This window comes from Paracoccus shandongensis (genome assembly GCF_017315735.1).
In the GTDB taxonomy this organism is placed as follows: Bacteria; Pseudomonadota; Alphaproteobacteria; order Rhodobacterales; family Rhodobacteraceae; genus Paracoccus; species Paracoccus shandongensis.
In genome coordinates this window covers 42,122-64,109 of the sequence record NZ_JAFLRK010000006.1, presented here as the reverse complement: position 1 = coordinate 64,109, position 21,988 = coordinate 42,122, and the positions used below count along the sequence as shown (strand labels likewise).

The 21,988-nt window shown below is 68.1% G+C and carries 24 protein-coding genes, 1 tRNA gene and 1 other RNA gene; 17 read left to right on the top strand and 9 right to left on the bottom strand.

Annotation, left to right across the window (positions count from 1 at the left end; translation table 11 throughout):
* Nucleotides 1-46: 46 nt before the first annotated feature.
* The 3 genes from gndA (at nt 47) to JX613_RS06510 (ending at nt 2,420) form a co-directional block, all read left to right on the top strand.
* On the top strand, nt 47-1,447 hold the full coding sequence (gndA, locus tag JX613_RS06520) for an NADP-dependent phosphogluconate dehydrogenase (protein WP_207100653.1): 1,401 nt from the start codon (nt 47-49) through the stop codon (nt 1,445-1,447).
* Between the two features lies 1 nt (nt 1,448).
* Nucleotides 1,449-1,803, top strand: a transfer-messenger RNA (tmRNA) gene (ssrA, locus tag JX613_RS06515).
* A gap of 143 nt (nt 1,804-1,946) precedes the next feature.
* Nucleotides 1,947-2,420 (top strand): SspB family protein, encoded by a 474-nt coding sequence (locus JX613_RS06510; protein WP_207100652.1) that lies wholly within the window; start codon nt 1,947-1,949, stop codon nt 2,418-2,420.
* A 25-nt stretch (nt 2,421-2,445) separates the two neighbouring features.
* Here JX613_RS06510 and JX613_RS06505 read toward each other — a convergent pair whose 3' ends face one another.
* Both JX613_RS06505 and JX613_RS06500 read right to left on the bottom strand, forming a co-directional pair.
* Nucleotides 2,446-4,041, bottom strand: a complete 1,596-nt coding sequence (locus JX613_RS06505; protein ID WP_419538817.1) for a peptide chain release factor 3 — start codon at nt 4,039-4,041, stop codon at nt 2,446-2,448.
* Between the two features lie 76 nt (nt 4,042-4,117).
* Nucleotides 4,118-4,192 (bottom strand) — tRNA-Thr (locus JX613_RS06500).
* 134 nt (nt 4,193-4,326) lie between these two features.
* Between JX613_RS06500 and JX613_RS06495 the strand changes: the two genes are divergently transcribed.
* From JX613_RS06495 to JX613_RS06470, 6 genes are all read left to right on the top strand, one after another.
* The gene (locus JX613_RS06495; protein ID WP_207100650.1) at nt 4,327-4,491 is read left to right on the top strand and encodes a hypothetical protein; all 165 of its coding nucleotides are present in this window, start codon (nt 4,327-4,329) and stop codon (nt 4,489-4,491) included.
* Entirely contained in the window at nt 4,492-5,763 is a 1,272-nt protein-coding gene (gene murA, locus JX613_RS06490) for a UDP-N-acetylglucosamine 1-carboxyvinyltransferase (RefSeq protein WP_207100649.1), read from the top strand.
* 3 nt (nt 5,764-5,766) lie between these two features.
* Entirely contained in the window at nt 5,767-6,243 is a 477-nt protein-coding gene (locus JX613_RS06485) for a DUF2948 family protein (RefSeq protein ID WP_207100648.1), read from the top strand.
* A 92-nt stretch (nt 6,244-6,335) separates the two neighbouring features.
* On the top strand, nt 6,336-7,649 hold the full coding sequence (hisD, locus tag JX613_RS06480) for a histidinol dehydrogenase (protein WP_207100647.1): 1,314 nt from the start codon (nt 6,336-6,338) through the stop codon (nt 7,647-7,649).
* Entirely contained in the window at nt 7,646-8,125 is a 480-nt protein-coding gene (locus tag JX613_RS06475; protein ID WP_207100646.1) for a UPF0262 family protein, read from the top strand. Before hisD ends, JX613_RS06475 begins: the two co-directional genes overlap by 4 nt.
* Nucleotides 8,126-8,127: 2 nt before the next feature.
* Nucleotides 8,128-8,592 (top strand): arsenate-mycothiol transferase ArsC, encoded by a 465-nt coding sequence (locus tag JX613_RS06470; protein ID WP_207100645.1) that lies wholly within the window; start codon nt 8,128-8,130, stop codon nt 8,590-8,592.
* A gap of 66 nt (nt 8,593-8,658) precedes the next feature.
* Here JX613_RS06470 and JX613_RS06465 read toward each other — a convergent pair whose 3' ends face one another.
* Entirely contained in the window at nt 8,659-8,883 is a 225-nt protein-coding gene (locus JX613_RS06465; RefSeq protein WP_207100644.1) for a DUF1127 domain-containing protein, read from the bottom strand.
* A gap of 137 nt (nt 8,884-9,020) precedes the next feature.
* On the opposite strand from JX613_RS06465, the gene JX613_RS06460 reads away from it, so the two are divergent.
* From JX613_RS06460 to recR, 7 genes are all read left to right on the top strand, one after another.
* Nucleotides 9,021-9,887, top strand: a complete 867-nt coding sequence (locus JX613_RS06460; protein ID WP_207100643.1) for a LysR family transcriptional regulator — start codon at nt 9,021-9,023, stop codon at nt 9,885-9,887.
* A 60-nt stretch (nt 9,888-9,947) separates the two neighbouring features.
* Nucleotides 9,948-10,745 (top strand): tryptophan synthase subunit alpha, encoded by a 798-nt coding sequence (trpA, locus tag JX613_RS06455; RefSeq protein WP_207100642.1) that lies wholly within the window; start codon nt 9,948-9,950, stop codon nt 10,743-10,745.
* A complete protein-coding gene (locus JX613_RS06450) occupies nt 10,745-11,242 on the top strand; it encodes a GNAT family N-acetyltransferase (RefSeq protein ID WP_207100641.1) in 498 nt (165 codons plus the stop codon). The genes trpA and JX613_RS06450 overlap by 1 nt, the downstream gene beginning before the upstream one ends.
* A gap of 53 nt (nt 11,243-11,295) precedes the next feature.
* Nucleotides 11,296-12,030 (top strand): TerB family tellurite resistance protein, encoded by a 735-nt coding sequence (locus JX613_RS06445; protein WP_207100640.1) that lies wholly within the window; start codon nt 11,296-11,298, stop codon nt 12,028-12,030.
* 65 nt (nt 12,031-12,095) lie between these two features.
* Entirely contained in the window at nt 12,096-13,868 is a 1,773-nt protein-coding gene (locus tag JX613_RS06440) for a DNA polymerase III subunit gamma/tau (RefSeq protein WP_207100639.1), read from the top strand.
* Between the two features lie 3 nt (nt 13,869-13,871).
* Nucleotides 13,872-14,216, top strand: a complete 345-nt coding sequence (locus tag JX613_RS06435; protein ID WP_207100638.1) for a YbaB/EbfC family nucleoid-associated protein — start codon at nt 13,872-13,874, stop codon at nt 14,214-14,216.
* Nucleotides 14,217-14,816 carry a recombination mediator RecR gene (gene recR / locus JX613_RS06430; protein WP_207100637.1) on the top strand — a complete coding sequence of 200 codons (600 nt, stop codon included), beginning with the start codon at nt 14,217-14,219 and terminating at the stop codon, nt 14,814-14,816.
* 329 nt (nt 14,817-15,145) lie between these two features.
* On the opposite strand, the gene JX613_RS06425 is transcribed toward recR, so the two are convergent.
* On the bottom strand, nt 15,146-16,729 hold the full coding sequence (locus JX613_RS06425) for a lysine--tRNA ligase (protein WP_207100636.1): 1,584 nt from the start codon (nt 16,727-16,729) through the stop codon (nt 15,146-15,148).
* A gap of 95 nt (nt 16,730-16,824) precedes the next feature.
* Here JX613_RS06425 and JX613_RS06420 point away from each other — a divergent pair, with 95 nt between their 5' ends.
* The gene (locus JX613_RS06420) at nt 16,825-17,247 is read left to right on the top strand and encodes a tellurite resistance TerB family protein (protein ID WP_207100635.1); all 423 of its coding nucleotides are present in this window, start codon (nt 16,825-16,827) and stop codon (nt 17,245-17,247) included.
* On the opposite strand, the gene dacB is transcribed toward JX613_RS06420, so the two are convergent.
* The 5 genes from dacB to lgt are packed head-to-tail and all read right to left on the bottom strand — an operon-like array spanning nt 17,248 to nt 21,874.
* On the bottom strand, nt 17,248-18,609 hold the full coding sequence (gene dacB / locus JX613_RS06415) for a D-alanyl-D-alanine carboxypeptidase/D-alanyl-D-alanine endopeptidase (protein WP_207100634.1): 1,362 nt from the start codon (nt 18,607-18,609) through the stop codon (nt 17,248-17,250). It lies immediately after the preceding gene.
* The gene (locus tag JX613_RS06410) at nt 18,606-19,196 is read right to left on the bottom strand and encodes a nicotinate-nucleotide adenylyltransferase (protein ID WP_207100717.1); all 591 of its coding nucleotides are present in this window, start codon (nt 19,194-19,196) and stop codon (nt 18,606-18,608) included. Before JX613_RS06410 ends, dacB begins: the two co-directional genes overlap by 4 nt.
* Nucleotides 19,196-19,960 carry a peptidoglycan editing factor PgeF gene (pgeF, locus tag JX613_RS06405; RefSeq protein ID WP_207100633.1) on the bottom strand — a complete coding sequence of 255 codons (765 nt, stop codon included), beginning with the start codon at nt 19,958-19,960 and terminating at the stop codon, nt 19,196-19,198. Before pgeF ends, JX613_RS06410 begins: the two co-directional genes overlap by 1 nt.
* Nucleotides 19,944-21,002: a class I SAM-dependent methyltransferase gene (locus tag JX613_RS06400; RefSeq protein ID WP_207100632.1), complete on the bottom strand. Its 1,059-nt coding sequence runs from the start codon at nt 21,000-21,002 to the stop codon at nt 19,944-19,946. The genes pgeF and JX613_RS06400 overlap by 17 nt, the downstream gene beginning before the upstream one ends.
* Nucleotides 20,999-21,874 carry a prolipoprotein diacylglyceryl transferase gene (lgt, locus tag JX613_RS06395; RefSeq protein WP_207100631.1) on the bottom strand — a complete coding sequence of 292 codons (876 nt, stop codon included), beginning with the start codon at nt 21,872-21,874 and terminating at the stop codon, nt 20,999-21,001. The genes JX613_RS06400 and lgt overlap by 4 nt, the downstream gene beginning before the upstream one ends.
* Nucleotides 21,875-21,988: the final 114 nt, after the last annotated feature.

The window sequence follows — 21,988 nt, the reverse complement described above, 5'->3', positions numbered from 1 at the left end:
TGTTAGCGTAAACGCCCGCAAGATTGATTTGCGGAAAGGTTGCATCATGGCACAGGCTCGGATCGGGCTGATCGGATTGGGAACGATGGGCGCGGCGCTGGCGCTGAACATCGCCGAAAAAGGCTTTCCCGTCGCGGTCTGGAACCGCACCACCGCCGTGACGCGGACCTTCGCCGCAGGCGCGGGCGATCTGGCAAGCCGAATCATCCCCGCCGAGACGCTGGCCGATCTGGTCGCGGCCATCGCGAAGCCCCGCGCAATCATCCTGATGGTGCCCGCCGGTCAGCCGGTGGACGACCAGCTTGCCGCGCTTGCACCCCTGCTGGACGCCGACGACCTGGTGATCGACGCGGGCAACGCCGATTTCCACGACACCAACCGCCGCAATGCCGCAGGCCTGCCCTTCCGCTTCCTGGGCATGGGCGTTTCAGGCGGAGAAGAAGGCGCGCGCCACGGTCCCGCCATCATGGGCGGGGGCGACGCCGCCGATTGGGCGCGCGTGGCCGAGGTGATGACCGCCATCGCCGCCCGGGCCGAGGACGGCACCCCCTGCGCCGCCCGGATGGGCGATGCGGGCGCGGGGCATTTCGTGAAGATGGTCCACAACGGCATCGAATATGCCGACATGCAGATGATCGCCGAGGTTTACGGTCTCTTGCGCGACGGCATGGGGCTGGACGCCGCCGCGATCAGTGCGGCCTTCGCGGGCTGGAACGAAGGCGCGCTGAAATCATACCTGATCGAGATTTCGGCCGCCGTGACCGCCGCCGCCGATCCCCAGACCGGCAAGCCCATGGTGGACGTGATCCTGGACCGCGCGGGCCAGAAGGGCACCGGCCGCTGGACCGCCATCGAGGCGCAGCACCTGTCCGCCCCCATCCCGGTGATCGAGGCCGCCGTGATGGCCCGCAACGTCTCGGCCCGGCTGGACGAACGGCTGGCCGGTCAGGCGCTGTTCGGTCCCGCCCCGCAGCCCTGCGCGATCGGCGCGCAGGTGCTGGAACAGGCGCTGATCGCGGGCAAGATCCTCTGCTATGCGCAGGGCTTTGCGATGATCTCCGCCGCGTCCGAGCGATTCGGCTGGACGCTGGATCTGCCGGAAATCGCCCGCGTCTGGCGGGCAGGCTGCATCATCCGCTCGGCCATGCTGAACGACATGGCCGCCGCCCTGGCCGCCGATCCCGCCCGCAACCTGATCATGGCGCCCTTCTTCGCGCGACTTCTTGAGGCCGCCATGCCCGCGCTGCGGCAGGTGGTGTCCCAGGGTGCGGCGGCAGGCCACGCCCTGCCCGCGCTGGCGTCCGGGCTAATGTGGTTCGATCTGATGCGCACCGGGCGCGGCACCGCGAACCTGATCCAGGCGCAGCGCGACTTCTTCGGCGCGCACGGCTTCCAGCGCATCGACGGTCTGGACGCGCCGCACGGACCCTGGGGCGTGACCGCGTGACGGTCTTGCAGGCCGCAAATCCCGCGCCTATATTCGACCTGTCCGGGGCAACCCGGACTATGGACATAAACGCGCATGGAATAAGCGGATCGGACCCGGGGGCGGTACCCGGCGACTCCACCAGATCACCCTCGTTGGGGGGCCTCGGGGTCGAAACAGGATCGACGAACGTCTAAAGATGTTTGCTTTGTCTCGGTGAGCTACCACCGTTATCGGTGCAAAATGTACAGTTGCCAACGACAACCGTGCTCCGGTCGCGCTGGCTGCGTAAGCAGTCCGCAAGATCGAAACCCAAGCCCTTGCGCCTAGCAGCGTAAGGCGGGGCCCGCAGGAGCCTGGCAACAGAATCCTGCACCTTCAACCCCTTGCCGGACATGCCTGTCACAGCGCCCCTATGCGTTCGGGCGGGCGTTGCAGGTTTCTTGCCCAAGCGTCAGCCGCCCCCCTTTTCAATACCCGTCATATGCCTATGCTGGCCCGAAATTCGAAGGGGACGGGCATGGCGCGAACGGGAATTGATTATGGCGGAATGATGCACCGCGCGCTGCAGGGGCTGATTGCAGACGTGCTGGAACGTGTGGCCGAACACGGGTTGCCGGGCGATCATCACTTCTTCATCACCTTCGACACCCGCGACGAAGGCGTCGAGATGGCCGACTGGCTGCGCGAACGCTACCCCGAGGAAATGACCATCGTCATCCAGCACTGGTTCGACAACCTGACCGTGGACGACGAAGGCTTCACCGTAACCCTGAACTTCGGCAACTCGCCCGAGCCGCTGCGCATCCCCTTCGACGCGCTGCGGACCTTTGTGGACCCTTCCGTCGAATTCGGCCTGCGCTTCGAGACGCAGGAATCCGAGGACGAGGATGATGAGGACGACGAAGACGGCGATGAGGACGGCGACGACAGCCCCGACGGCGCGCCGAACGGCGGCGGAGAGGTCGTGCAGCTGGACCGCTGGCGGAAATGAAAGGGGCGCCTGACGCGCCCCCATCCTAAACCATCATTTCCTTGGTCGCCGTCAGCCGCAATTCCGGGTGATCGCGCGCCACGCGGTCGATGTCCCATTGCAGCCGCGTCAAGTAAACCATGTCGCCGTCGTGGTCCTGGGCGATGTGGCCCTTGTTGGCGTTGACAAAGGCTTCCACCTTGTCGCGCGGCCCCGCCACCCAGCGGGCCGAGGTGAACTGCGACCCCTCGAAGCGGACGGGGATGCCGTATTCGATCTCGATCCGGCTGGCCAGAACCTCGAATTGCAGCGCGCCAACGACGCCCACGATGAAGCCCGAGCCGATCATCGGCTTGAAGACCTTGGCGGCACCCTCCTCGGCGAACTGCATCAGCGCCTTTTCCAGGTGCTTGGCCTTCATCGGATCGGTCGCGCGCACCGTTTGCAGCAATTCGGGCGCAAAGGACGGGATGCCGGTAAAGCGCAGCGCCTCGCCTTCCGTCAGCGCGTCGCCGATGCGAAGCTGGCCATGGTTCGGGATGCCGATGATGTCGCCCGCCCAGGCTTCCTCGGCCAGTTCGCGATCGGCGGCCAGGAACATCACGGGGTTCGTCACCGCCATGGGTTTTTTCGTGCGCACATGGACCATCTTCATGCCGCGTTCGAAATGGCCCGAGGCCAGGCGCACGAAGGCCACCCGGTCGCGGTGCTTGGGATCCATGTTGGCCTGCACCTTGAAGACGAAGCCGGTGACGGGCTTTTCCTCGGGCGCGATTTCCCGGTCGGCGGCGTTCTGGGGCTGCGGCGCGGGGCCGTATTCGCTGATGCCCTTCATCAGCTCGCGCACGCCAAAGCTGTTGATCGCGCTGCCGAACCAGATCGGAGTCATGTGCCCTTCCAGGAAGGACTTGCGGTTGAAGGCGGGCAGCAATTCGCGCGCCATCTCGACCTCGTCGCGCAGCTTCGCCAGCAGGTCGGCGGGAACGTGATCGGCCAGCTTGGGATCGTCCAGCCCTTCCATCTTGACCGATTCCGCCACCTTGTTGCGGTCGGCGCGGTCCATCAGCTCCAGCCGGTCGTGCAGCATATCATAGCAGCCGATGAACTCGCGCCCCACGCCGATGGGCCAGGATGCCGGGGCCACGTCGATGGCCAGGCTTTCCTGGATCTCGTCGATGATCTCGAAGGTGTCGCGGGATTCGCGGTCCATCTTGTTGCAGAAGGTCAGGATCGGCAGGTCGCGCAGCCGGCAGACCTCGAACAGCTTGCGGGTCTGCGATTCGACGCCCTTGGCCCCGTCGATCACCATGATCGCCGCGTCCACGGCGGTCAGCGTGCGATAGGTATCCTCGGAAAAGTCGCTGTGGCCCGGCGTGTCCACCAGGTTGAAGCGATAGCCGTCGAAGTCGAAGGACATCGCGGATGCGCTGACGGAAATCCCCCGCTCCTGCTCCATCTTCATGAAGTCCGACCGCGTGCGCCGCGCCTCGCCCTTGGCGCGCACCTGCCCCGCCATCTGGATCGCGCCACCGTACAGCAGGAACTTTTCGGTCAGCGTGGTCTTGCCCGCGTCGGGATGCGAGATGATCGCGAAGGTCCGGCGGCGGGCGATTTCGGGCGGAAGTGAGGGGCGGTTTGTCATGCGCGGCATGTAGCGTGCGCAGGGCGGATGCGCAATCGCCCGGTGCGTCTTGGGATGGTTTGCTGCGGTGTGAGGATGGTGCTGTGAGAGAGGATTGAACTCTCGACCTCACCCTTACCAAGGGTGTGCTCTACCACTGAGCTACCACAGCATCGTGAGGGGGCGTTTAGACAAAGCCCGGGCCCGGCGCAAGGGGGCTTGGCAGAAAAATCGCTCCCTCCCTCAAACCGGCCCCCCCTGCGCGCTTTGCTGGACTGTAGCCGCAACCGGCGCTAACAGGTGCGGATGAACGAGCGCCCGGACGACAAGAAGAAGCAGGACACGCGCGAGGATCGGCTGCGGGCCGCTCTGCGCGCCAATCTGCAGCGCCGCAAGGCGCAGGCACGCGCGCGGGCCGCGCAGGACGACCCCGGGCAGCAGGACAGTGATACAGGCAAGGACGACGCTTAGATGGACCAGATCATCGTTCGCGGGAACGGCCCGCTTTCGGGGGAAATCCCCATTGCGGGCGCCAAGAACGCCTGCCTGACGCTGATGCCCGCGACGCTGCTGACGGACCAGCCGCTGACGCTGACCAATGCGCCGCGCCTGTCGGACATCCGCACCATGACCGCCCTGCTGCGATCCCTGGGGGCCGAGGTGGCGTCCTTGCAGGACGGCCAGGTGCTGGCGCTGTCCAGCCACGACCTGACCAGCCATCGCGCGGATTACGACATCGTGCGCAAGATGCGCGCGTCCATCCTGGTGCTGGGGCCGATGCTGGTGCGCGACGGCCGGGCCGAGGTGTCCTTGCCCGGTGGCTGCGCGATCGGCGCGCGGCCGGTGGACCTGCACCTGAAGGCCTTCGAGGCCATGGGCGCGGAACTGGACCTGCGCGACGGCTATGTCCATGCCAAGGCCCCTGCGGGCGGGTTGCGCGGGGCGGTGGTGGATTTCCCGCTGGTGTCGGTTGGCGCGACCGAGAACGCGCTGATGGCCGCCACCCTGGCGCGCGGCACCACGGTGCTGAAGAACGCCGCGCGTGAACCGGAAATCGTCGATCTGGCCCGCTGCCTGAGGGCCATGGGGGCGCAGATCGAGGGCGAGGGCACATCCACCATCACCATCCAGAGCGTCGATGCGCTGCACGGCGCGACCCATCCCGTCGTCACCGACCGGATCGAGCTTGGCACCTATATGCTGGCGCCCGCCATCTGCGGGGGCGAGGTCGAATGCCTGGGCGGCCGGATCGAGCTGCTGTCGGCCTTTTGCGAAAAGCTGGACGAGGCGGGCGTCCGCGTCACGGAAACCCCGCGCGGCCTCAAGGTCAGCCGCAAGAACGGCGGCATCCGCGCCGTGAATGTCACGACCGAGCCCTTCCCGGGCTTCCCCACCGACCTTCAGGCGCAGTTCATGGCGCTGATGTGCGTGGCCGAGGGCACCAGCGTGCTGGAGGAAACCATCTTCGAGAACCGCTTCATGCACGCCCCCGAACTGACCCGCATGGGCGCCCGGATCGAGGTTCATGGCGGCCATGCAACCGTCACCGGGGTTGACGGGTTGCGGGGGGCGCCGGTGATGGCGACCGACCTGCGCGCGTCCGTCAGCCTGATCCTGGCCGGGCTTGCCGCCCAGGGCCAGACCACCGTCAGCCGGGTCTATCACCTGGACCGCGGCTATGAGCATGTGGTCCGCAAGCTGCGCGGCGTCGGCGCCCAGATCGAACGCGTGAAAGAGGAGTAAGCGATGCCACAGGATGCCCGTTTCGCCGATGCCGACCCCGCCCCTCTGGCGCTGATGGCCGAGGATGAACAGGATCTGCGCATCCTGTCGGCGCTGTTGCAGGACGCGATCCTGCCCGCGTCCGAGATGTCCTATGACCCGCGCGGGCGGACGCTAGCCCTGCTGCTGAACCGCTTCCGCTGGGAGGATGCCGAACAAGCGGCGGCCGAGGGGCGCGATTACGAACGCGTCCGGTCGGTCCTGCTGATCCGCGACGTGCAGCGCGTGCTGTCCGACGGCATCAGCCGCGACGCGGACACGGTGCTGGAACTGCTGGCGATGGTCTGGCAGCCGGGCCCCGATGGCACCGGGCGGCTGCTGCTGGAATTCGCGGGCGACGGGACGCTGGCCGCCGAACTGGAATGCATCAACATCGACCTGCGCGACGTGACGCGGCCCTATCGCGCGGTGTCGGGCAAGGCGCCTGCGCATCCCGACTAAGGGGGTATTTGGGCAACGAAGAAGCGGCCCCTTGTGGTGCTTGAGGCGGGCGGGGGTTGCGGCTAACAAGGCGTGACACCAGAGGACAGACCATGCCCGTCACGCTGAACACATCGGAGCCCGGTTTCGAGACCCGCTTTGCCGACATGCTTTCGGCCAAGCGCGAGGATTCGACCGATGTGAACGACGCCGTGGCCGCGATCATCGCCGATGTGCGCAAACGCGGCGACGCGGCCCTGTGCGATCTGACCAGCCGCTTCGACCGGCTGGACCTGACCCCCGACCGCCTGCGCTTTTCGCCAGAGGAGATCGCGGCGCAGGTCGCCCATGTCCCGGCCCAGGACCGGGCGGCGCTGACGCTGGCGGCTGACCGGATCCGCGCCTATCACGAACGACAGATGCCCCAGGACGCAAGCTGGACCGATCCGCAGGGCGCGACGCTGGGCTGGCGCTGGACGCCCGTGTCGGCGGCGGGGCTGTATGTGCCGGGGGGACAGGCGGCCTATCCGTCCTCGGTGCTGATGAACGCGATCCCGGCCCGGGTCGCGGGGGTCGAGCGGCTGGTGATCTGCGTGCCGACGCCGGGCGGCCACCTCAACCCGCTGGTGCTGCTGGCAGCCCAACTGTCGGGCGTCACCGAAATCTATCGCATCGGCGGGGCGCAGGCCGTGGCGGCGATGGCTTACGGCACCGACACCATCGCGCCGGTGGACAAGATCACCGGGCCGGGCAACGCCTATGTCGCGGCGGCCAAGCGCCAGGTCTTTGGCCGCGTCGGCATCGACATGATCGCCGGTCCGTCCGAGGTTCTGGTCATCGCCGAAGGGAACCAGCATCCCGACTGGCTGGCGCTGGACCTGCTGGCGCAGGCGGAACATGACGCCGACGCGCAGTCGATCCTGATCACCACCGATCCCGTCCTGGGCCATGCCGTCGCGGGCGCCGTGGACCGCATCCTGCCCACCCTGCCCCGCGCCCGGATCGCGGGGGCAAGCTGGCGCGACTACGGCACCATCATCATCGCCCGCGACCTGGACGAGGCCGCCGCCCTGTCGAACCGCATCGCGCCCGAGCACCTGGAGCTTTGCGTGGACGACCCCGAGGCGCTGGCCGCGAAATGCGTCCATGCGGGCGCGATCTTCCTGGGCCCGCACACGCCCGAGGCCGTGGGCGATTACGTCAGCGGCCCGAACCATGTCCTGCCCACGGCGCGGTCGGCGCGGTTTTCGTCCGGGCTGTCGGTGCTGGATTTCCTGAAACGCACCACCATGGCGCGGCTGACGCCCGGCGCGCTGAACGCGGTGGGCCACGCCGCCATGCGCCTGGCCGCCGCCGAGGGGTTGCAGGCGCATGGCGAATCGATCCGCGTCCGGCTGGAGCAGCTGAACGAAAGGCCCCCCGCATGAGCCGGATCATCCACATCGAGATCGACGACTCCCAGGCACCCCCCGCAACCCCCGAGATGGAGCAGGAACGCCGCGTGGCGATCTTCGACCTGATCGAGGACAACAGCTTCAGCGTCCCCGGCCGCGACGGCCAGCCCGCGCCGCAGGGGCCGTTCCGGCTGGACCTGTGCATCCGCGAACGCCGCCTGGTCTTCGACCTGGCCGGCGAAGGCGGCGACAAGGTGGCCGAGTTCCACCTGTCGATGGGCCCGTTCCGGCAGGTGACCAAGGATTACTTCCAGATCTGCCAAAGCTATTTCGACGCCGTGAAGCGTCTGCCCCCCGCCCAGATCGAGGCCATCGACATGGCCCGGCGCGGCATCCACAACGAAGGCGCGCGCACCCTGCAGGAGCGGCTGGAAGGCAAAGCCGAACTGGACATCGACACCGCCCGGCGCCTGTTCACCCTGATCTGCGCCCTGGTGCCCCAGGGCTGACGATGGCGCAGAACACGATCCCCGCCTCGGTCCTGTTCTGTTGTGATCACAACTCCATCCGCTCGCCCATTGCGGAAGGGATGATGAAGAAGTTCTATGGCCGCGCGGCTTACGTCCAGTCGGCGGGCGTCAAGAACGACATGGAGGTGGACGGCTTCGCCATCGCCGTCTGCGACGAGATCGGCGTCAGGATCGAGAACCACCGAAGCCGTTCCTTTGACGAGATGAAGGACTGGGGCGACGACCTGGGCGGCTTTGATCTGATCGTGGCGCTGTCGCCCGCCAGCCAGCGGCAGGCGCTGGAACTGACGCGGGTCTATCACCTGGACGTGGAATACTGGCCGATCATGGACCCCACCGGCCTGGCCGAGGGTCGCGAGGCGAAGCTTGCCGCCTATCGCCAGACCCGCGACCAGATCAGGACGCGCATGATCGAACGCTTTGGCCCGCCCAGGGCCGAGGAGTAGCGCAGAAAAAACCGCGCCGGCCCGGTGCGGGCGGCGCGGCAGTGTGGCAATCCTGATGGGGTAAGATCAGCGACGCCAGTTGGTGGGCACGTCCCAGATGGGACGCGCGATCTCGTCCGCGGCCTGTTCGCGGGTCAGGCCGACATCGCGCAGCTGCTCATCGCCCAAATGAGCCAGAGCCTGGCGGGATCGGCGGACGCTCAGCATGGTCAGAATCCGCTTGGCCCAGGACGGGCGCGGGAAAGGGCCGTGCCCGGCAAGGACATGAAGCGATGTGGTCTTGATGGCCATCGTTCATCTCCGGTGATTGAAAGCATCATTTTTGGTGATGCGTTAGTGGCTTATGATTTCCGTCCTTGATTGATAGATTCGCCAGATGTATTTTTGAAACGAATGTTTTTGATCCCTTCCATCAGGAATGTTGAACGATGCGCAATCTGGACATCGGCACGCTCAGGTCGCTTCAAGCCGTGGCGGAATACGGCGCCGTCACCCGCGCGGCCGAGGGGTTGAACATGACGCAAAGCGCGCTCTCCATGCAGATGAAGCGGCTGGAGGATCTGTTCGGCGAGGCGATGCTGCAAAAGCAGGGGCGCGGCGTGGTGCTGACCGATTTCGCGGTGGAACTGCTGATCGAGGCGCGCAAGCTGGTCGCCCTGAACGACGCCATTGTGTCCCGCTTCACCGGCCAGCGCCCCGAGGCGCGGCTGCGCGTGGGCCTGACCAGCGACTGGCTGTTCACCAAGGTGGCGCAGGCGGTGCGCGCCTTCCGCCAGGCCAACCCGCGCATCGAACTGGTCATCAACGACGGCCGCAGCAAGGATCTGCGCCAGCAGATGAAGCGCGGCGAACATGACGTGATCCTGACCACGGAATTTGAAACACCCCCCGGCGCGATCCACCTGTCCAAGGTGGACCTGGCCTGGTTCGGCGCCATCGGCGGCACCGCCTGGGAACAGCGCCCGCTGCCCTTGGCGAACTCGCCGCATTGCGCCTATTACCCGGTCGGGCTGACGGCGCTGGACCGGGCGGGGATCGAATGGGTGCAGGCCGTGGCCGATGGCGGCAGCGACACCTGGCGGGTCAGCGCCGCCGCCGACCTGGGCATCACCATCCTGCCGCGCGGCATCGAACAAGCCGGGCTGGAGCCGGTGGAGCATGGCGGCGCCCTGCCGCCGCTGCCGCCCACCTGGCTGAACGTCTATGTGGCCGACGGCCCGGCCCGGCGCGAGGCGGCCGAGTTCGCGGGCTATCTTCGACGGGCCGTAAGCGAGGTGGCGGCGATGGCCGCGTGACGGAAGATTGACACCCCGCCCCGTCCGCTGCACTTAGGCAGCGGCAGAGCGGAGTGGCAGATGACCCGGATCGACGATACCTTTCAGCGCCTTCAGGCCCAGGGGCGCAAGGCCTTCGTGACCTATATCATGGCCTCGGACCCCGACGACGCCACCACGCTGGAGATCATGCGCGGCCTGCCGGGCGCCGGGGTGGACATCATCGAACTGGGGATGCCCTTCACCGACCCCATGGCCGACGGCCCCACGATCCAGGCCGCGGGCCAGCGGGCGCTGGCCGCAGGCGGCAGCGTCACGCGCACGCTGGAGATCCTGCGCGAATTCCGCAAATCCGACGACACGACTCCGGTCGTGCTGATGGGATACTACAACCCCATCTACGCCCGCGCGGGCGGGGTCGAGCGGTTCCTGTCCGAGGCGAAGGACGCTGGCGTTGACGGGTTGATCGTCGTGGACCTGCCGCCCGAGGAGGACGAGGAGCTGTGCATCCCCGCCGCCCGCGCGGGCCTGAACTTCATCCGCCTCGCCACGCCCACGACCGACGACCGCCGCCTGCCTGCGGTGGTGAAGAACACCTCGGGCTTTGTCTATTACGTCAGCGTGACCGGCATCACCGGCGGCCCCGCCGCCAACGCGGCCGAGGTGGCGCCCGAGGTCGCGCGCATCCGCGCCTCGGCCAGGCTGCCGGTGGTGGTGGGCTTCGGCATCTCGACCGCTGAGGCCGCCCAGCAGATCGCGGGCGTGGCCGACGGCTGCGTGGTGGGCAGCGCCATCGTCAAGAAGATCGGCGAGGGCCGCCCGGTCCCCGAGGTTCTGGATTTCGTCCGCGACCTTGCCGCCGGGGCGCATCGCGGCTGATGATCCGCGACGCCGCCCCCGGTGACGTGCCCGCCATCGCGGCGATCTGGAACCCGATCATCCGCGACACGGTCATCACCTTCTGGCCGACGGAGCGCAGCGAGGCCGAGATCGCCGCGCTGATCCGCGACCGGCAGGCCACGGGCCATCCTTTCCTGGTGGCCCAGGATGCGGACCGGGTGCAGGGCTTTGCGACCTATACCCAGTTCCGCCACGGCGGCGGCTATGCGCGCAGCATGGAACACACGATCTACCTGGCCCCCGATGCGCGCGGCAGCGGCATTGGCCGCCTGCTGCTGGCCGCCCTGGAAGATCATGCCCGCACCCAGGGACACCGGCTTTTGATCGGCGGCATCACCGCGTCCAACGAAGGCTCGTTGCGGTTTCACGCGCGGGCGGGTTACGCCGAATGGGGCCGCATCCCTTGCGCGGGCTGGAAATTCGGCCGGTTCCATGACCTTGTGCTGATGGGCAAGGATCTGGCGGCGGAAACGTAGGGCGCGACATCCCGCCCCTACACTTGCCGCGCGTTACCCGCTAACCTGCCCCCATGGACACGCGCGCGACCGATACCCCCTGCCCCAGCCTGCCAAAGCCCCGCAGCTTCTGGCAGCGCATTGGCGACCGCCTGGCCGCGATGCTGGGCAGCCACCGCGCGGCGATCCCGCCGGAACGGTCCGTCGCCTTCACCATCGCCGTGATCGCGCTTGGCGCGAAGCTGGCGAAATCCGACGGCACCGTTGGCCGGGCCGAGGTCGCGGCCTTCCGCCGTGTCTTCATCATCCCGCGCGCCGAGGAACGGAACGCCGCCCGCGTCTTTGATCTGGCCCGGCAGGACGTGGCGGGGTTTGATGCCTGGGCGCGCCGCATCGCCGCGATGTTTCCCCCGGGCGATCCGGTGCTGGCCGACGTGATCGAGGGGTTGTGCATCATCGCCGTGGCCGATGGCGGGATGCATGAAAACGAGATCATCTTCATCGACGAGGTCGGCCGCATCTTTGGCCTTCCCGCCGAACGCGTGGCCGCGATCCGCCTGCGCCACGACCGCCAGACCGACTGCCCGCCCTGCGACGTGCTGGGCATCCCGCTGGACACCCCCCTGCCCGAGGCGCGCAAGCGGTTCCGCGCCCTGATCCTGGAAGCCCATCCCGACCGCGCCATTGCCCGCGGCCTGCCGCCCGAGGCGGTGCGCCTGGCCGAGGCCCGCACCCGCCGCCTGAACGAGGCTTGGGACAAGTTCCGCCAGATGCGGCGTGGCACCACCGTCCCCGAACCCGCCGAATAGGCCCGGCCCTTGCCGCGCGGGGCCGCAGCGACTAGGTTCGCCATGACCCTGTGACGGACCCCACGATGCCCCAAGACGCAGCACCTGCCTATCAGGTTCTGGCCCGCAAATACCGGCCCGAGACCTTTGCCGACCTGGTCGGCCAGGACGCCATGGTGCGCACGCTGAAGAACGCCTTTGCCGCCGACCGCATCGCGCAGGCCTTCATCATGACGGGCATCCGGGGCACCGGCAAGACCACCACCGCCCGCATCATCGCCAAGGGCATGAACTGCATCGGCCCCGACGGCGGGGGCGGTCCCACGACCGAACCCTGCGGGGTTTGCGAACATTGCGTGGCGATCAGCGAAGGGCGCCATGTCGATGTGCTGGAAATGGACGCCGCGTCCCGCACCGGCGTGGGCGACATCCGCGAGATCATCGAATCGGTGCATTACCGGGCGGCATCCGCGCGCTACAAGATCTACATCATCGACGAAGTCCACATGCTGTCCACCAGCGCCTTCAACGCGCTTCTGAAGACGCTGGAGGAACCGCCCCCGCATGTGAAGTTCATCTTCGCCACCACGGAAATCCGCAAGGTGCCCGTCACGGTCCTCTCGCGCTGCCAGCGTTTCGACCTGCGCCGCATCGAGCCCGAGGTGATGATCGCGCTGCTGCGCCGCATCGCCTCGGCGGAAGGCGCGCAGATCACCGATGACGCCCTGGCCCTGATCACCCGCGCGGCGGAAGGATCGGCCCGGGATGCCACCAGCCTTCTGGACCAGGCGATCAGCCACGGCGCGGGGGAAACCACCGCCGAACAGGTCCGCGCCATGCTGGGCTTGGCCGACCGGGGCCGCGTCATCGACCTGTTCGAGATGATCCTGAGGGGCGACGCCGCGTCCGCCCTGACAGAACTGCAATCGCAATATGCCGACGGCGCCGATCCCGTGGCCGTGCTGCGCGACCTGGCGGAAATCACGCACTGGATTTCCGTCGTGAAGATCACGCCGGATGCGGGCGACGACCCGACCATCGCCCCCGACGAACGGGTGCGCGGACAGGAATTGGCGGGCAAGCTGGCGATGCGCGTGCTGACGCGTCTGTGGCAGATGCTGCTGAAGGCGCTGGAAGAGGTATCCGCCGCGCCGAACGCCATGATGGCGGCGGAAATGGCGGTGATCCGCCTGACCCATGTGGCCGACCTGCCCGACCCCGAGGCGCTGATCCGCCGCGTCCAGCAGGCCCAGGCGGCGGGCGATTTCGCACGGGCGGGCACGCCTTCCATGCCCTCGCAGGCGCCCCGCGCCGCCCGGCCCGCGCCGGTGATCGCGCAACGGTCGGGCGCGGCAACGGCGCTGGCGGTCAGCCCGGACGCTTTCGTGGCTTGGCCCGATTTCGCCTCGGTCCTGGATCTGATTCGGCGGATGGGCGACATGCTGCTGCTGGTGCAGGTGGAACGGCATGTGGGCCTTGTCCGCTACAGCCCCGGCCGGATCGAGTTCGAGCCGCGCGGCAATGCCCCCCGCGACCTGGCGCAGAAGCTGGCGGAACGGTTGCGCGGCTGGACCGGCGGGCAACGCTGGGCCGTCACCGTCACGAACGAGGGCGGCGCGCCCACGATTGCCGAACAGCAGGCCGCCGAACAGCGCGAGCGCGAGGAACGCGCCCTGCAACTGCCCATCGTGCAGCAGGTTCTGGCGACCTTTCCCGGCGCCACGCTGCGTCGCGTGACCCGCGCCGCCCCCGAGGCCGCCGCCGAGGATGTGGCGGAAGGCGCGGCCAACCCGCACGAGCTGACCCAGGGCCCCGTGGCCGAGGTCGAGGAATGGGATCCCTTCGAGGACGAGGACTGAGCGATGATCAAGGGTTTGGGCGGCTTCGGCGACATGGCCAAGATGATGAAGGCCGCGAAGGACATGCAGGACCGGATGCAGCAGATGCAGGCCGATCTCGACACCATCACCGTGACCGGCGAATCCGGCGCGGGGCTTGTGCGCGCGACTGCAACCGCCAAGGGCGAGCTGACCGCGCTGGAGATCGACCCCTCGATCTTCGTGCCGTCCGAAAAGGAGGTGGTCGAGGATCTGATCCTTGCCGCCATCAAGGACGCGCAGCGCAAGGCGCAGGAGAAGATGCAGTCCGAAATGGCCCGCATCACGCAGGAAATGGGCCTGCCTGCCGACATGAAGCTGCCCTTCTGAATGGCCGAGGGCAGCGACGACATCCAGGCGCTGGTCGGGCTGATGGCGCGGCTGCCGGGGCTTGGGCCGCGATCGGCGCGGCGCATCGTGCTGCACCTGATCCGCAAGCGGTCCGGGCAGATGTCGCAGCTTGCGGGCCTGCTGGACCGCGTGGCCGTCAACTCCCGCGAATGCGTGACCTGCGGCAACATCACCGACCGCGACGAATGCGCGATCTGCACCGATCCCGCCCGCGCGACGGGGGAGATCTGCGTAGTTCAGGACGTGGCCGACCTGTGGGCGATGGAGCGCGGCCGCGCCTTCGGCGGTCGCTATCACGTCCTGGGCGGCACGCTGTCGGCCCTGGATGAGGTCGGGCCGGACGATCTGGGCATCCCCGCCCTGATCGACCGGGTGGAGCGCGAGAAGATCCGCGAGGTGATCCTGGCGCTGAACGCCACCGTGGATGGCCAGACGACGGCGCATTACATCGCCGACGCCCTGGCGGATTCCGGCGCGACCGTGACGGGTCTGGCGCAGGGCGTGCCCATCGGCGGGGAACTGGATTACCTCGACGACGGCACGATCAGCGCGGCGCTGCGCGCGCGGCGGAAGCTTTAGCAGACCTGCTGCACTTGGCCGGGCGGGATCAGGAAACGCATGGCGTTTTCCCCGCCCGCTTCCCGACATCGCCACCAGAAACGGATCGAGCCTGTGATCACATGAGGCCGGCGCCCGACCTGGTGGGCGAGAAGCGCCAGCCGAGGGTGAGGAGCGCCCGCCGAGGGTGAGGAGCGCCCGGAAAAAGGTCCGGTGGACCTTTTTCAGCGACGAACGGGCGAAGCCCCGGGAGGGCGGGCGCTGGCCGGGCCTTTGAGGCCCGGCGGTTCCGGTGGTCAGGGATCGCGTGGCGAAGGCGATGGTTTTCGCCAATCAGCAAGACAGGATCGTCAAGCGTCCGCCAGTTCCCCCGCCAGCGCCTTTTCGATCAGGGCGCGCGTCTCATCAATGCCATAGAGGGCGATGAACCCGCCGAAACGCGGCCCCTGGTCCGCCCCCAGCAGCACCTGATACAGCGCCGCGAACCAGTCGCGCAGCGGCTCGAATCCATGATCCTTGCCGATGGCGAAGACCATGGATTGCAGCGCCTCGGGGTCGGCGGGCTGGTCCCAGGCGGCGAGGCGCCCGGCCAAGTCCTCCATGGCGCGGCGTTCGACCTCGGTCGGCGCGCGGAACTGGCGGGTGGGGGCCACGAAATCGGTGAAATAGCGCACCGCAAAGCCCGCCGCCTGGTCCAGGCCCGGATGCGTTTCGGGGCTGGCCTCGGGCGCATAGCGGCGGATGAAGCCCCAGAGACCATCCTTGTCCTTGGCCCCCGCCACGGATGCCAGGTTCAGCAGCATCTGGAACGGCACCACCATGTCGGACGCGGGCACCTCGCCGCCGTGGATATGCCAGACCGGGTTCGCCAGTTGCTGGTCCACCGTCTGGTCGGGATAGGCGCGCAACTGCTGGTGATATTCATCGACGGCCTTGGGGATCACGTCGAAATACATGCGCTTGGCCGTCTTCGGCTTCTGGTACATGAAGTACGACAGGCTTTCCGTCGCCGCATAGGTCAGCCATTCGTCGATGGACAGCCCATTGCCCTTGGACTTGCTGATCTTCTGGCCGTGCTGGTCCAGGAACAGCTCATAGGTGAAATGTTCCGGCTTCCGGCCGCCCAGGATCTCGCAGATGCCGTCATAGATGGGCGTGTTGGTGGAATGGTCCTTGCCATACATCTCGAAGTCGACGTCCAGCGCGGCCCAGCGGGCGCCGAAATCGGGCTTCCATTGCAGCTTCACCTGGCCCCCCGTGACCGGCAGGGTCAGTTCCTGCCCGTCCTCGTCGTCAAAGGTGATGGTGCCGTTCTTCGCATCCACATGCTTGATCGGCACATACAGGACCTTGCCGGTCTTGGGGCTGATCGGCAGGAAGCAGCTATAGGTCTGCTGGCGTTCCTCGCGCAGGGAAGCCAGCATCACCTCCATGATCGCGTCATAGCGTTCCGCCGCCAGTAGCAACGTGTCGTCGAACTGGCCGGACTTGTAGAACTCGGTCGCGCTGATGAATTCGTATTCGAAGCCAAAGGTGTCCAGGAAGCGGCGCAGCATGGCGTTGTTGTGGCCGCCGAAGCTGTCGTATTCGCCGAAGGGATCGGGCACCGTGGTCAGCGGTTCCTGCAAATGCTGGCGCAGCATCTCCTGGTTCGGGACATTCTCGGGCACCTTGCGCATCCCGTCCATGTCGTCGGAAAAGCAGAACAGCCGCGTGGGAATGTCGCTGATGATCTGAAACGCGCGGCGGATCATCGTGGTGCGCGCGACTTCCCCAAAGGTGCCGATATGGGGCAGGCCGGATGGGCCGTAGCCCGTCTCGAACAGGACGTATCCCTTTTCGGGATCCTTCTTCTCATAGCGTTTCAGCACCCGGCGCGCCTCCTCGAACGGCCAGGCCTTCGATTGCATTGCGGCGTCGCGCAGGGTTGTCATCGCATGGTTCTCCTGTTCCAAGGCTTGACGCCTTATTGAACGCGGGCTGAATCGTCAATAATTTGCGCCCGAAACCGATTGCCAAAGGACCAGCCATGACCATCGACCTGCCCTCGTTCTCGCCCTGCGATGCCCTGGTGGCGGTGATGGTGGCGGTGCTGGCGTCGGACCAGACCTATCGCACGTCCGAACTGGTGGCGATCCAGCGCAACGTGGACCACGCCCCGGTCTTTGCGGAATACGACGACGACCGGATCCGGGCCATCAGCCAGACCGTCCTGACCCTGTTCGAGGACGAGGACGGCATCGACGCCCTGTTCGGCCTGGTCCGCGATGCCCTGCCCGAAAAGCTGTATGAAACCGCCTATGCCCTAGCCTGCGACGTGGGCGCGGCGGACGGGCGGCTTTATGAAGGCGAGGTCGCCATGCTGGCCGAGATCCGGCACCAGCTGAACATCCCCCGCCTGCACGCCGCCGCCATCGAGCTGTCGGCCCAGGTCCGCCACCGCGTGTTGTAGTCAGGACCAGATCGCCAGCACGTCGCGCTGAAGCCGCTTGGCGTCGCGGGTCCAGGACAGCACGCCGGATGGCAGTTCCTGCCCCGCCGTCGCCGCCTGCCGCCGCGCATCCGTGCAAAGGATCGCAAAGGCTGATTGCGTCCCGTCCGGGCGTTGCAGATAGCCCGCAAGGTTCGACACGAAGTTGAGCGTCCCGGTCTTGGCGCGGACCTGCGCGGCCTGCGCCGGGTCGCGGCCCAGATCCTCGTCCAGCGGGTCCGTCTTCAGAAGGTCGGGCAGGCCCGCCGCCACACCCGGCCCCGCCAGCAGCCGCGCCATGCCAAGCGCCGTCACACGGCTGTCGGGCGAGAGGCCGGAATGATCGGCCAGCGTGAAGTCCTGCCCCTGCCCTTGTTCCGTCAGCCACGCCGCCATCGCACGGGCCGAGCCTGCCGGATCCGCCGCGCCGCTGGCGTGCAGGCCCACGACCTCGGCCGTCAGGTTGGTCGAGAAATGCAGCATCCCGCGCAGGATCTCCTCCAGCGGCGGGCTGGAATGGCTGACCAGGACTTCGCCCTGCGGCAGGTCGCGGACGACTTCGGGCGCTGGCAGGACCAGTCCCTTGGCGCGGCAGAGGGTCTGGAACACGTCGCCTGCATAAAGCTCGGGTCGACGGACGGGCAGCCAGCGGCTGCCGGGCTGGCGAGTGGCACGGCGAGAGACGGTCCAGCTTTCGCGGGCGCCATCTTCCTGCCACGAAAACAGGTCGTCCCCGTCGCCCGCCACCGCCGTGATGGTATAGGCGCGTGGAGAGTGGCTTGCCGCGCGGGCCTCCAGCGACATCTGCGCGCCGCCCTGCCGCCAGCCCAGATGCACGCGGTTGAAGTTCAGGATCATCCCCGATAGCGCCGGGTTATAGGCCAGGTGGTCGGCCTGCGGGGGCGCGATCTCGTGAACCTGCGGCAGCGCGCCGCCCCAGACGGCAAAGCGCGCGGGCACGGGCTGGCCGGTGGCGGCAAGATCGCCCGCCAGCCGGGCCAGATCGTCGGTGGACAGGACCGGATCGCCGCCGCCCGCCAGGATCAGGGTGTCGCCCGCGCGGATCACGCGGGTCGTAAAGGTGCGGCTGCGCCCCAGTTTCGCCAGCGCGTAAAGCGCCGTCACCGCCTTGAGCGTGCTGGCGGGCATCATCGGCGCGGCGGCCAGCGCGGCATCGGCCAGATTGTCGCCGGGCAGGTCCATGCGCGCATAGGCGACCATGCCCGCCAGCCCCGCCGTGGCGACGACCGGACCGGCGGTGAAGCGCGGCTTTGCGGGCGGACGCGCCCAGGATGCCGCAGGCAGCGCGGCAAGCCCGGCCAGAAGGACGCGCCGGTGCATCATCGCCCCGCCCTCAGCGCGGTCGAGGAGGCGCGCGACATCGGCAGGTTGACCAGCACCCAGGCGGGCGGCTTGCGCCCGGCCAGCGTCCCGGCCTGCGACAGCGGCAGGCGCGCGCGCGCCATGACCTGCGCGGCCTTCGTATGGCGGGCGGCGGTGCGCGATCCGGGCCGGGCCAGGACGCCGATGGGGACGGTGGCCGCGATGTCGCGCCAGCGGTCCCAGCGGTGGAACTGGACCAGGTTGTCCGATCCCATCAGCCAGACGAAGCGCACGCCGGGATAAAGGCGGCGCAGAGCAGCAAGGGTATCCGCAGTCATCCGCGTGCCGAGGCGCTGCTCGATATCCGCCACAATGACGCGCGGGTCGGCCAGAAGCCGCCGGGCATGGGCGATCCGCTGCGCCATGGGCGCAGGCCCCCGCGCCTTCAGCGGATTGCCGGGCGAGACAAGCCACCAGACGCGGTCCAGCCGGAACTGGCGCATGGCGGCCTCGGTGATCGCGACATGGCCTTCATGCGCGGGATCGAAGGACCCGCCCAACAAGCCGACGCGCATCCCCCGCGCGGCCACCGGAAGCCCCGCCCGGATCAAAGCGTGATGGCCGAGATCAGCCTGCCGTAATCGACCTGGCCTTCATGCGTGGCGCGGCGATAGCTGAAGAACCTGTCGGGGTCGGAATAGGTGCAGTGGCCGGACCATTCCGCATCCACCCCGGCTTCGCGCAGGTGCATCAGGCCGAATGACGGCAGGTCGAACATGGGCCGCCCGTTGGGCCCGCCGCTGAAGAAGCGGTCATAACCGGGATCCTCGGCCAGAAAGCTGTCCATGAAGTCAGGCCCGACCTCATAGGCGCGCTGACTGATGGTGGGGCCGATCACGGCGCGGATGTTTGTCGCGCCAAGGGCGCGCATGGCGTCCACCGTCGCCTCGATGATGCCGTCCAGCGCGCCGCGCCAGCCCGCGTGGCAGGCGCCGATCACGCCCGCCTGCGGGTCGGCCAGCAGGATCGGCTGGCAGTCGGCGGTCAGCACCGCCAGGGCCACGCCGCGGCGGGCGGTGACGATTCCGTCAGCCTCGGTATTCGCAACCGTAGGGATGTCGTGGGCATCGGTCAGCGTGACCACATCGGCGGAATGGACCTGCTTCACGGTCGCCAAGGCCTCGGCGGGGACGCCCATGGCGGTGGCGACGCGGGCGCGGTTCAGGGCCACCATCTCGGTCTGGTCGGTCGATCGGCGCCCGCAGTTCAGCCCGGAAAACAGCCCCGAAGACGCGCCGCCCTTGCGGGTGAAGAAGCCGTGCCTGACATCGCGCAGCAGGGGGTGGGTCAGGATCTCAAGCGTGGTCTGCATGAAGCCTCAGCGCGTCAAATCCGGGCACCGGGGGCGCCCCTTTCGGCCAGATGGCCATGGCCTTGAACAGGTGACCCATTTCGTCCGGGTGGGTCAAGCGCCGAAGCGCCGCCGTTGCGGTGGCATCCCCCGCCGCCGCCAGCCGGTCCGCCCGCTGCGCCGCGCCCAGGGACAGCAGCCAGTCGCCCTGGTGGATCGGGCGGGACGCCACGGCCCCTGCCCGGATCGCGGCGGCGGCAAGAGGTGCGAAATCGACATGGGCGGTCAGGTCGGCCTCGCCCGGATGGGCCAGCGGGTCTTCGGGTTGGTGGTTGCGAAGCGCCTGGAAAGTGTCGCCATAGCCGTTCCAGCCGCCGTAATCGACCAGGATCGCCGCCCCGCCATGCGCTGCGATGCGGCGGGCGATGGCCTCGACGATGGCGGGGGCGGCGGGGCATTCCTCGACCACGTCGCCCGGCTTGCCCTGGCGCGGCAGGTCCACCACGGGGCCAAGGCCAAGGCGCAGGCCGCTGTCCGACAGGCCGACCATGCGTTCACACCAACCCTCCGGGGTGCGCTGGTATTGCCGGATCGGCAGGGCATCGAAGAATTCGTTCGCCATCAGGAACAAGGACTTGTGTGGCAGTTCCTCGACGCTGTCGAGATGCGTGACCGCGCCCAGCCGGTCCCGCTGGATCCGGCGCAGGTGCGGGGATGCCTCGATCAGCGCGACCTGGGCCGCCGGGACCATGCCGGGAACCTTGCCGATCGCGCGCAGCATGTCGGCCATCAGGGTGCCGCGTCCCGGTCCCGGCTCGGCCAGGGTGAAGGGCGCGGGGCGGCCCTGGTCCATCCAGGCCTGCGCCAGCGCCAGCCCGCACAACTCTCCGAACATCTGGTGGATTTCCGGCGCGGTGGTGAAATCGCCCTGGACGCCGAAGGGATCGCGCGTGGAATAGTATCCGTATTGCGGATGCAGCAGGCAGATCTCCATATAGTCCGCCAGCGTGATCGGCCCCGTGGCCCGGATGCGCGTCGTGATGATTTCGGCCAGAGGCGTCATGCGGCGGGGCGCCGGATGGCGCGCAGGATCAGGACCAGCCCGATCAGCACCATGGGCAGCGACAAGACCTGCCCCATGGTCAGCCCGATCACCGGCCCGCCGATCACATGGCCTAGGGGGTTGTCCGGCGTGATGAACTGCGCATCGGCCACGCGGAACAGTTCCACGACCATGCGCGCCAGACCGTACCCGGCCAGGAAGACCCCGAAGGCCAGCCCCGGACGGCGCAGGCCGCCCGCGCGGACCAGGGCCAGCAGGATCAGGCCCAGAAGCAGCCCCTCCAACCCCGCCTCGTAAAGCTGGCTGGGATGGCGGGCACAAGGGCCGATGACTCCGGGGCAGGCTTGCGCGGCCTGACCGGGGAAGATCACGCCCCAAGGCAGGTCGGTGGGTCGGCCCCACAGTTCGGCGTTGATGAAGTTGGCGATGCGGCCGAAGAAGATGCCGATGGGCGCGACCACCGCCATGGCATCGGCCAGCCGCAGCGCCGGGATGCCGTTCGCGCGGCAGAAGGCCCAGGTCGCCACGATCACGCCCGCGAAACCGCCGTGAAAGCTCATGCCGCCCTGCCAGACCTTGATGATCTCGGCGGGGTTCGACAGGTAATAGCCCGGCTCGTAGAACAGCACGAAGCCCAGCCGCCCCCCCAGGATCACGCCCAGGATCACCCAGGTCAGCAGGTCGTCCACCCGGTCCGCCCTCATCGGCGCGCGGTCGCCCCACAGGCGGTCGCGGCGCATCATCGCCACGATGATCCGCCAGCCGATCAGCAGCCCCGCCAGATAGGCCAGCGCATACCAGCGCAGCGACAGGGTCAGCCCGCCCAGGTGGATGGTGAAGATCTCGGGGGCGATGTTCGGAAAGGGGATCATGGGGCCTCGGGCTTTTGCGCGGCGCACGCTAGTCGGCGGGGGCGCGGTGTCAACACACCGCCGGGCGGCGTTCCCGCGCATTCGCGGCATCGCCCGCATTGAACCCCGCCGCCG

What these genes read in the sequence shown, in the direction of transcription:
- JX613_RS06470 (WP_207100645.1), top strand. Translation starts at nt 8,128, where the DNA reads ATGGCGCAGAACACGATCCCCGCCTCGGTCCTGTTCTGTTGTGATCAC.
- JX613_RS06465 (WP_207100644.1), bottom strand. Translation starts at nt 8,883, where the DNA reads ATGGCCATCAAGACCACATCGCTTCATGTCCTTGCCGGGCACGGCCCT.
- JX613_RS06450 (WP_207100641.1), top strand. Translation starts at nt 10,745, where the DNA reads ATGATCCGCGACGCCGCCCCCGGTGACGTGCCCGCCATCGCGGCGATC.
- JX613_RS06510 (WP_207100652.1), top strand. Translation starts at nt 1,947, where the DNA reads ATGGCGCGAACGGGAATTGATTATGGCGGAATGATGCACCGCGCGCTG.
- JX613_RS06435 (WP_207100638.1), top strand. Translation starts at nt 13,872, where the DNA reads ATGATCAAGGGTTTGGGCGGCTTCGGCGACATGGCCAAGATGATGAAG.
- pgeF (WP_207100633.1), bottom strand. Translation starts at nt 19,960, where the DNA reads ATGCAGACCACGCTTGAGATCCTGACCCACCCCCTGCTGCGCGATGTC.
- dacB (WP_207100634.1), bottom strand. Translation starts at nt 18,609, where the DNA reads ATGATGCACCGGCGCGTCCTTCTGGCCGGGCTTGCCGCGCTGCCTGCG.
- hisD (WP_207100647.1), top strand. Translation starts at nt 6,336, where the DNA reads ATGCCCGTCACGCTGAACACATCGGAGCCCGGTTTCGAGACCCGCTTT.
- JX613_RS06475 (WP_207100646.1), top strand. Translation starts at nt 7,646, where the DNA reads ATGAGCCGGATCATCCACATCGAGATCGACGACTCCCAGGCACCCCCC.
- JX613_RS06425 (WP_207100636.1), bottom strand. Translation starts at nt 16,729, where the DNA reads ATGACAACCCTGCGCGACGCCGCAATGCAATCGAAGGCCTGGCCGTTC.
- JX613_RS06420 (WP_207100635.1), top strand. Translation starts at nt 16,825, where the DNA reads ATGACCATCGACCTGCCCTCGTTCTCGCCCTGCGATGCCCTGGTGGCG.
- trpA (WP_207100642.1), top strand. Translation starts at nt 9,948, where the DNA reads ATGACCCGGATCGACGATACCTTTCAGCGCCTTCAGGCCCAGGGGCGC.
- lgt (WP_207100631.1), bottom strand. Translation starts at nt 21,874, where the DNA reads ATGATCCCCTTTCCGAACATCGCCCCCGAGATCTTCACCATCCACCTG.
- JX613_RS06445 (WP_207100640.1), top strand. Translation starts at nt 11,296, where the DNA reads ATGGACACGCGCGCGACCGATACCCCCTGCCCCAGCCTGCCAAAGCCC.
- JX613_RS06505 (WP_419538817.1), bottom strand. Translation starts at nt 4,041, where the DNA reads ATGACAAACCGCCCCTCACTTCCGCCCGAAATCGCCCGCCGCCGGACC.
- JX613_RS06485 (WP_207100648.1), top strand. Translation starts at nt 5,767, where the DNA reads ATGCCACAGGATGCCCGTTTCGCCGATGCCGACCCCGCCCCTCTGGCG.
- gndA (WP_207100653.1), top strand. Translation starts at nt 47, where the DNA reads ATGGCACAGGCTCGGATCGGGCTGATCGGATTGGGAACGATGGGCGCG.
- JX613_RS06400 (WP_207100632.1), bottom strand. Translation starts at nt 21,002, where the DNA reads ATGACGCCTCTGGCCGAAATCATCACGACGCGCATCCGGGCCACGGGG.
- JX613_RS06440 (WP_207100639.1), top strand. Translation starts at nt 12,096, where the DNA reads ATGCCCCAAGACGCAGCACCTGCCTATCAGGTTCTGGCCCGCAAATAC.
- JX613_RS06495 (WP_207100650.1), top strand. Translation starts at nt 4,327, where the DNA reads ATGAACGAGCGCCCGGACGACAAGAAGAAGCAGGACACGCGCGAGGAT.
- recR (WP_207100637.1), top strand. Translation starts at nt 14,217, where the DNA reads ATGGCCGAGGGCAGCGACGACATCCAGGCGCTGGTCGGGCTGATGGCG.
- JX613_RS06460 (WP_207100643.1), top strand. Translation starts at nt 9,021, where the DNA reads ATGCGCAATCTGGACATCGGCACGCTCAGGTCGCTTCAAGCCGTGGCG.
- murA (WP_207100649.1), top strand. Translation starts at nt 4,492, where the DNA reads ATGGACCAGATCATCGTTCGCGGGAACGGCCCGCTTTCGGGGGAAATC.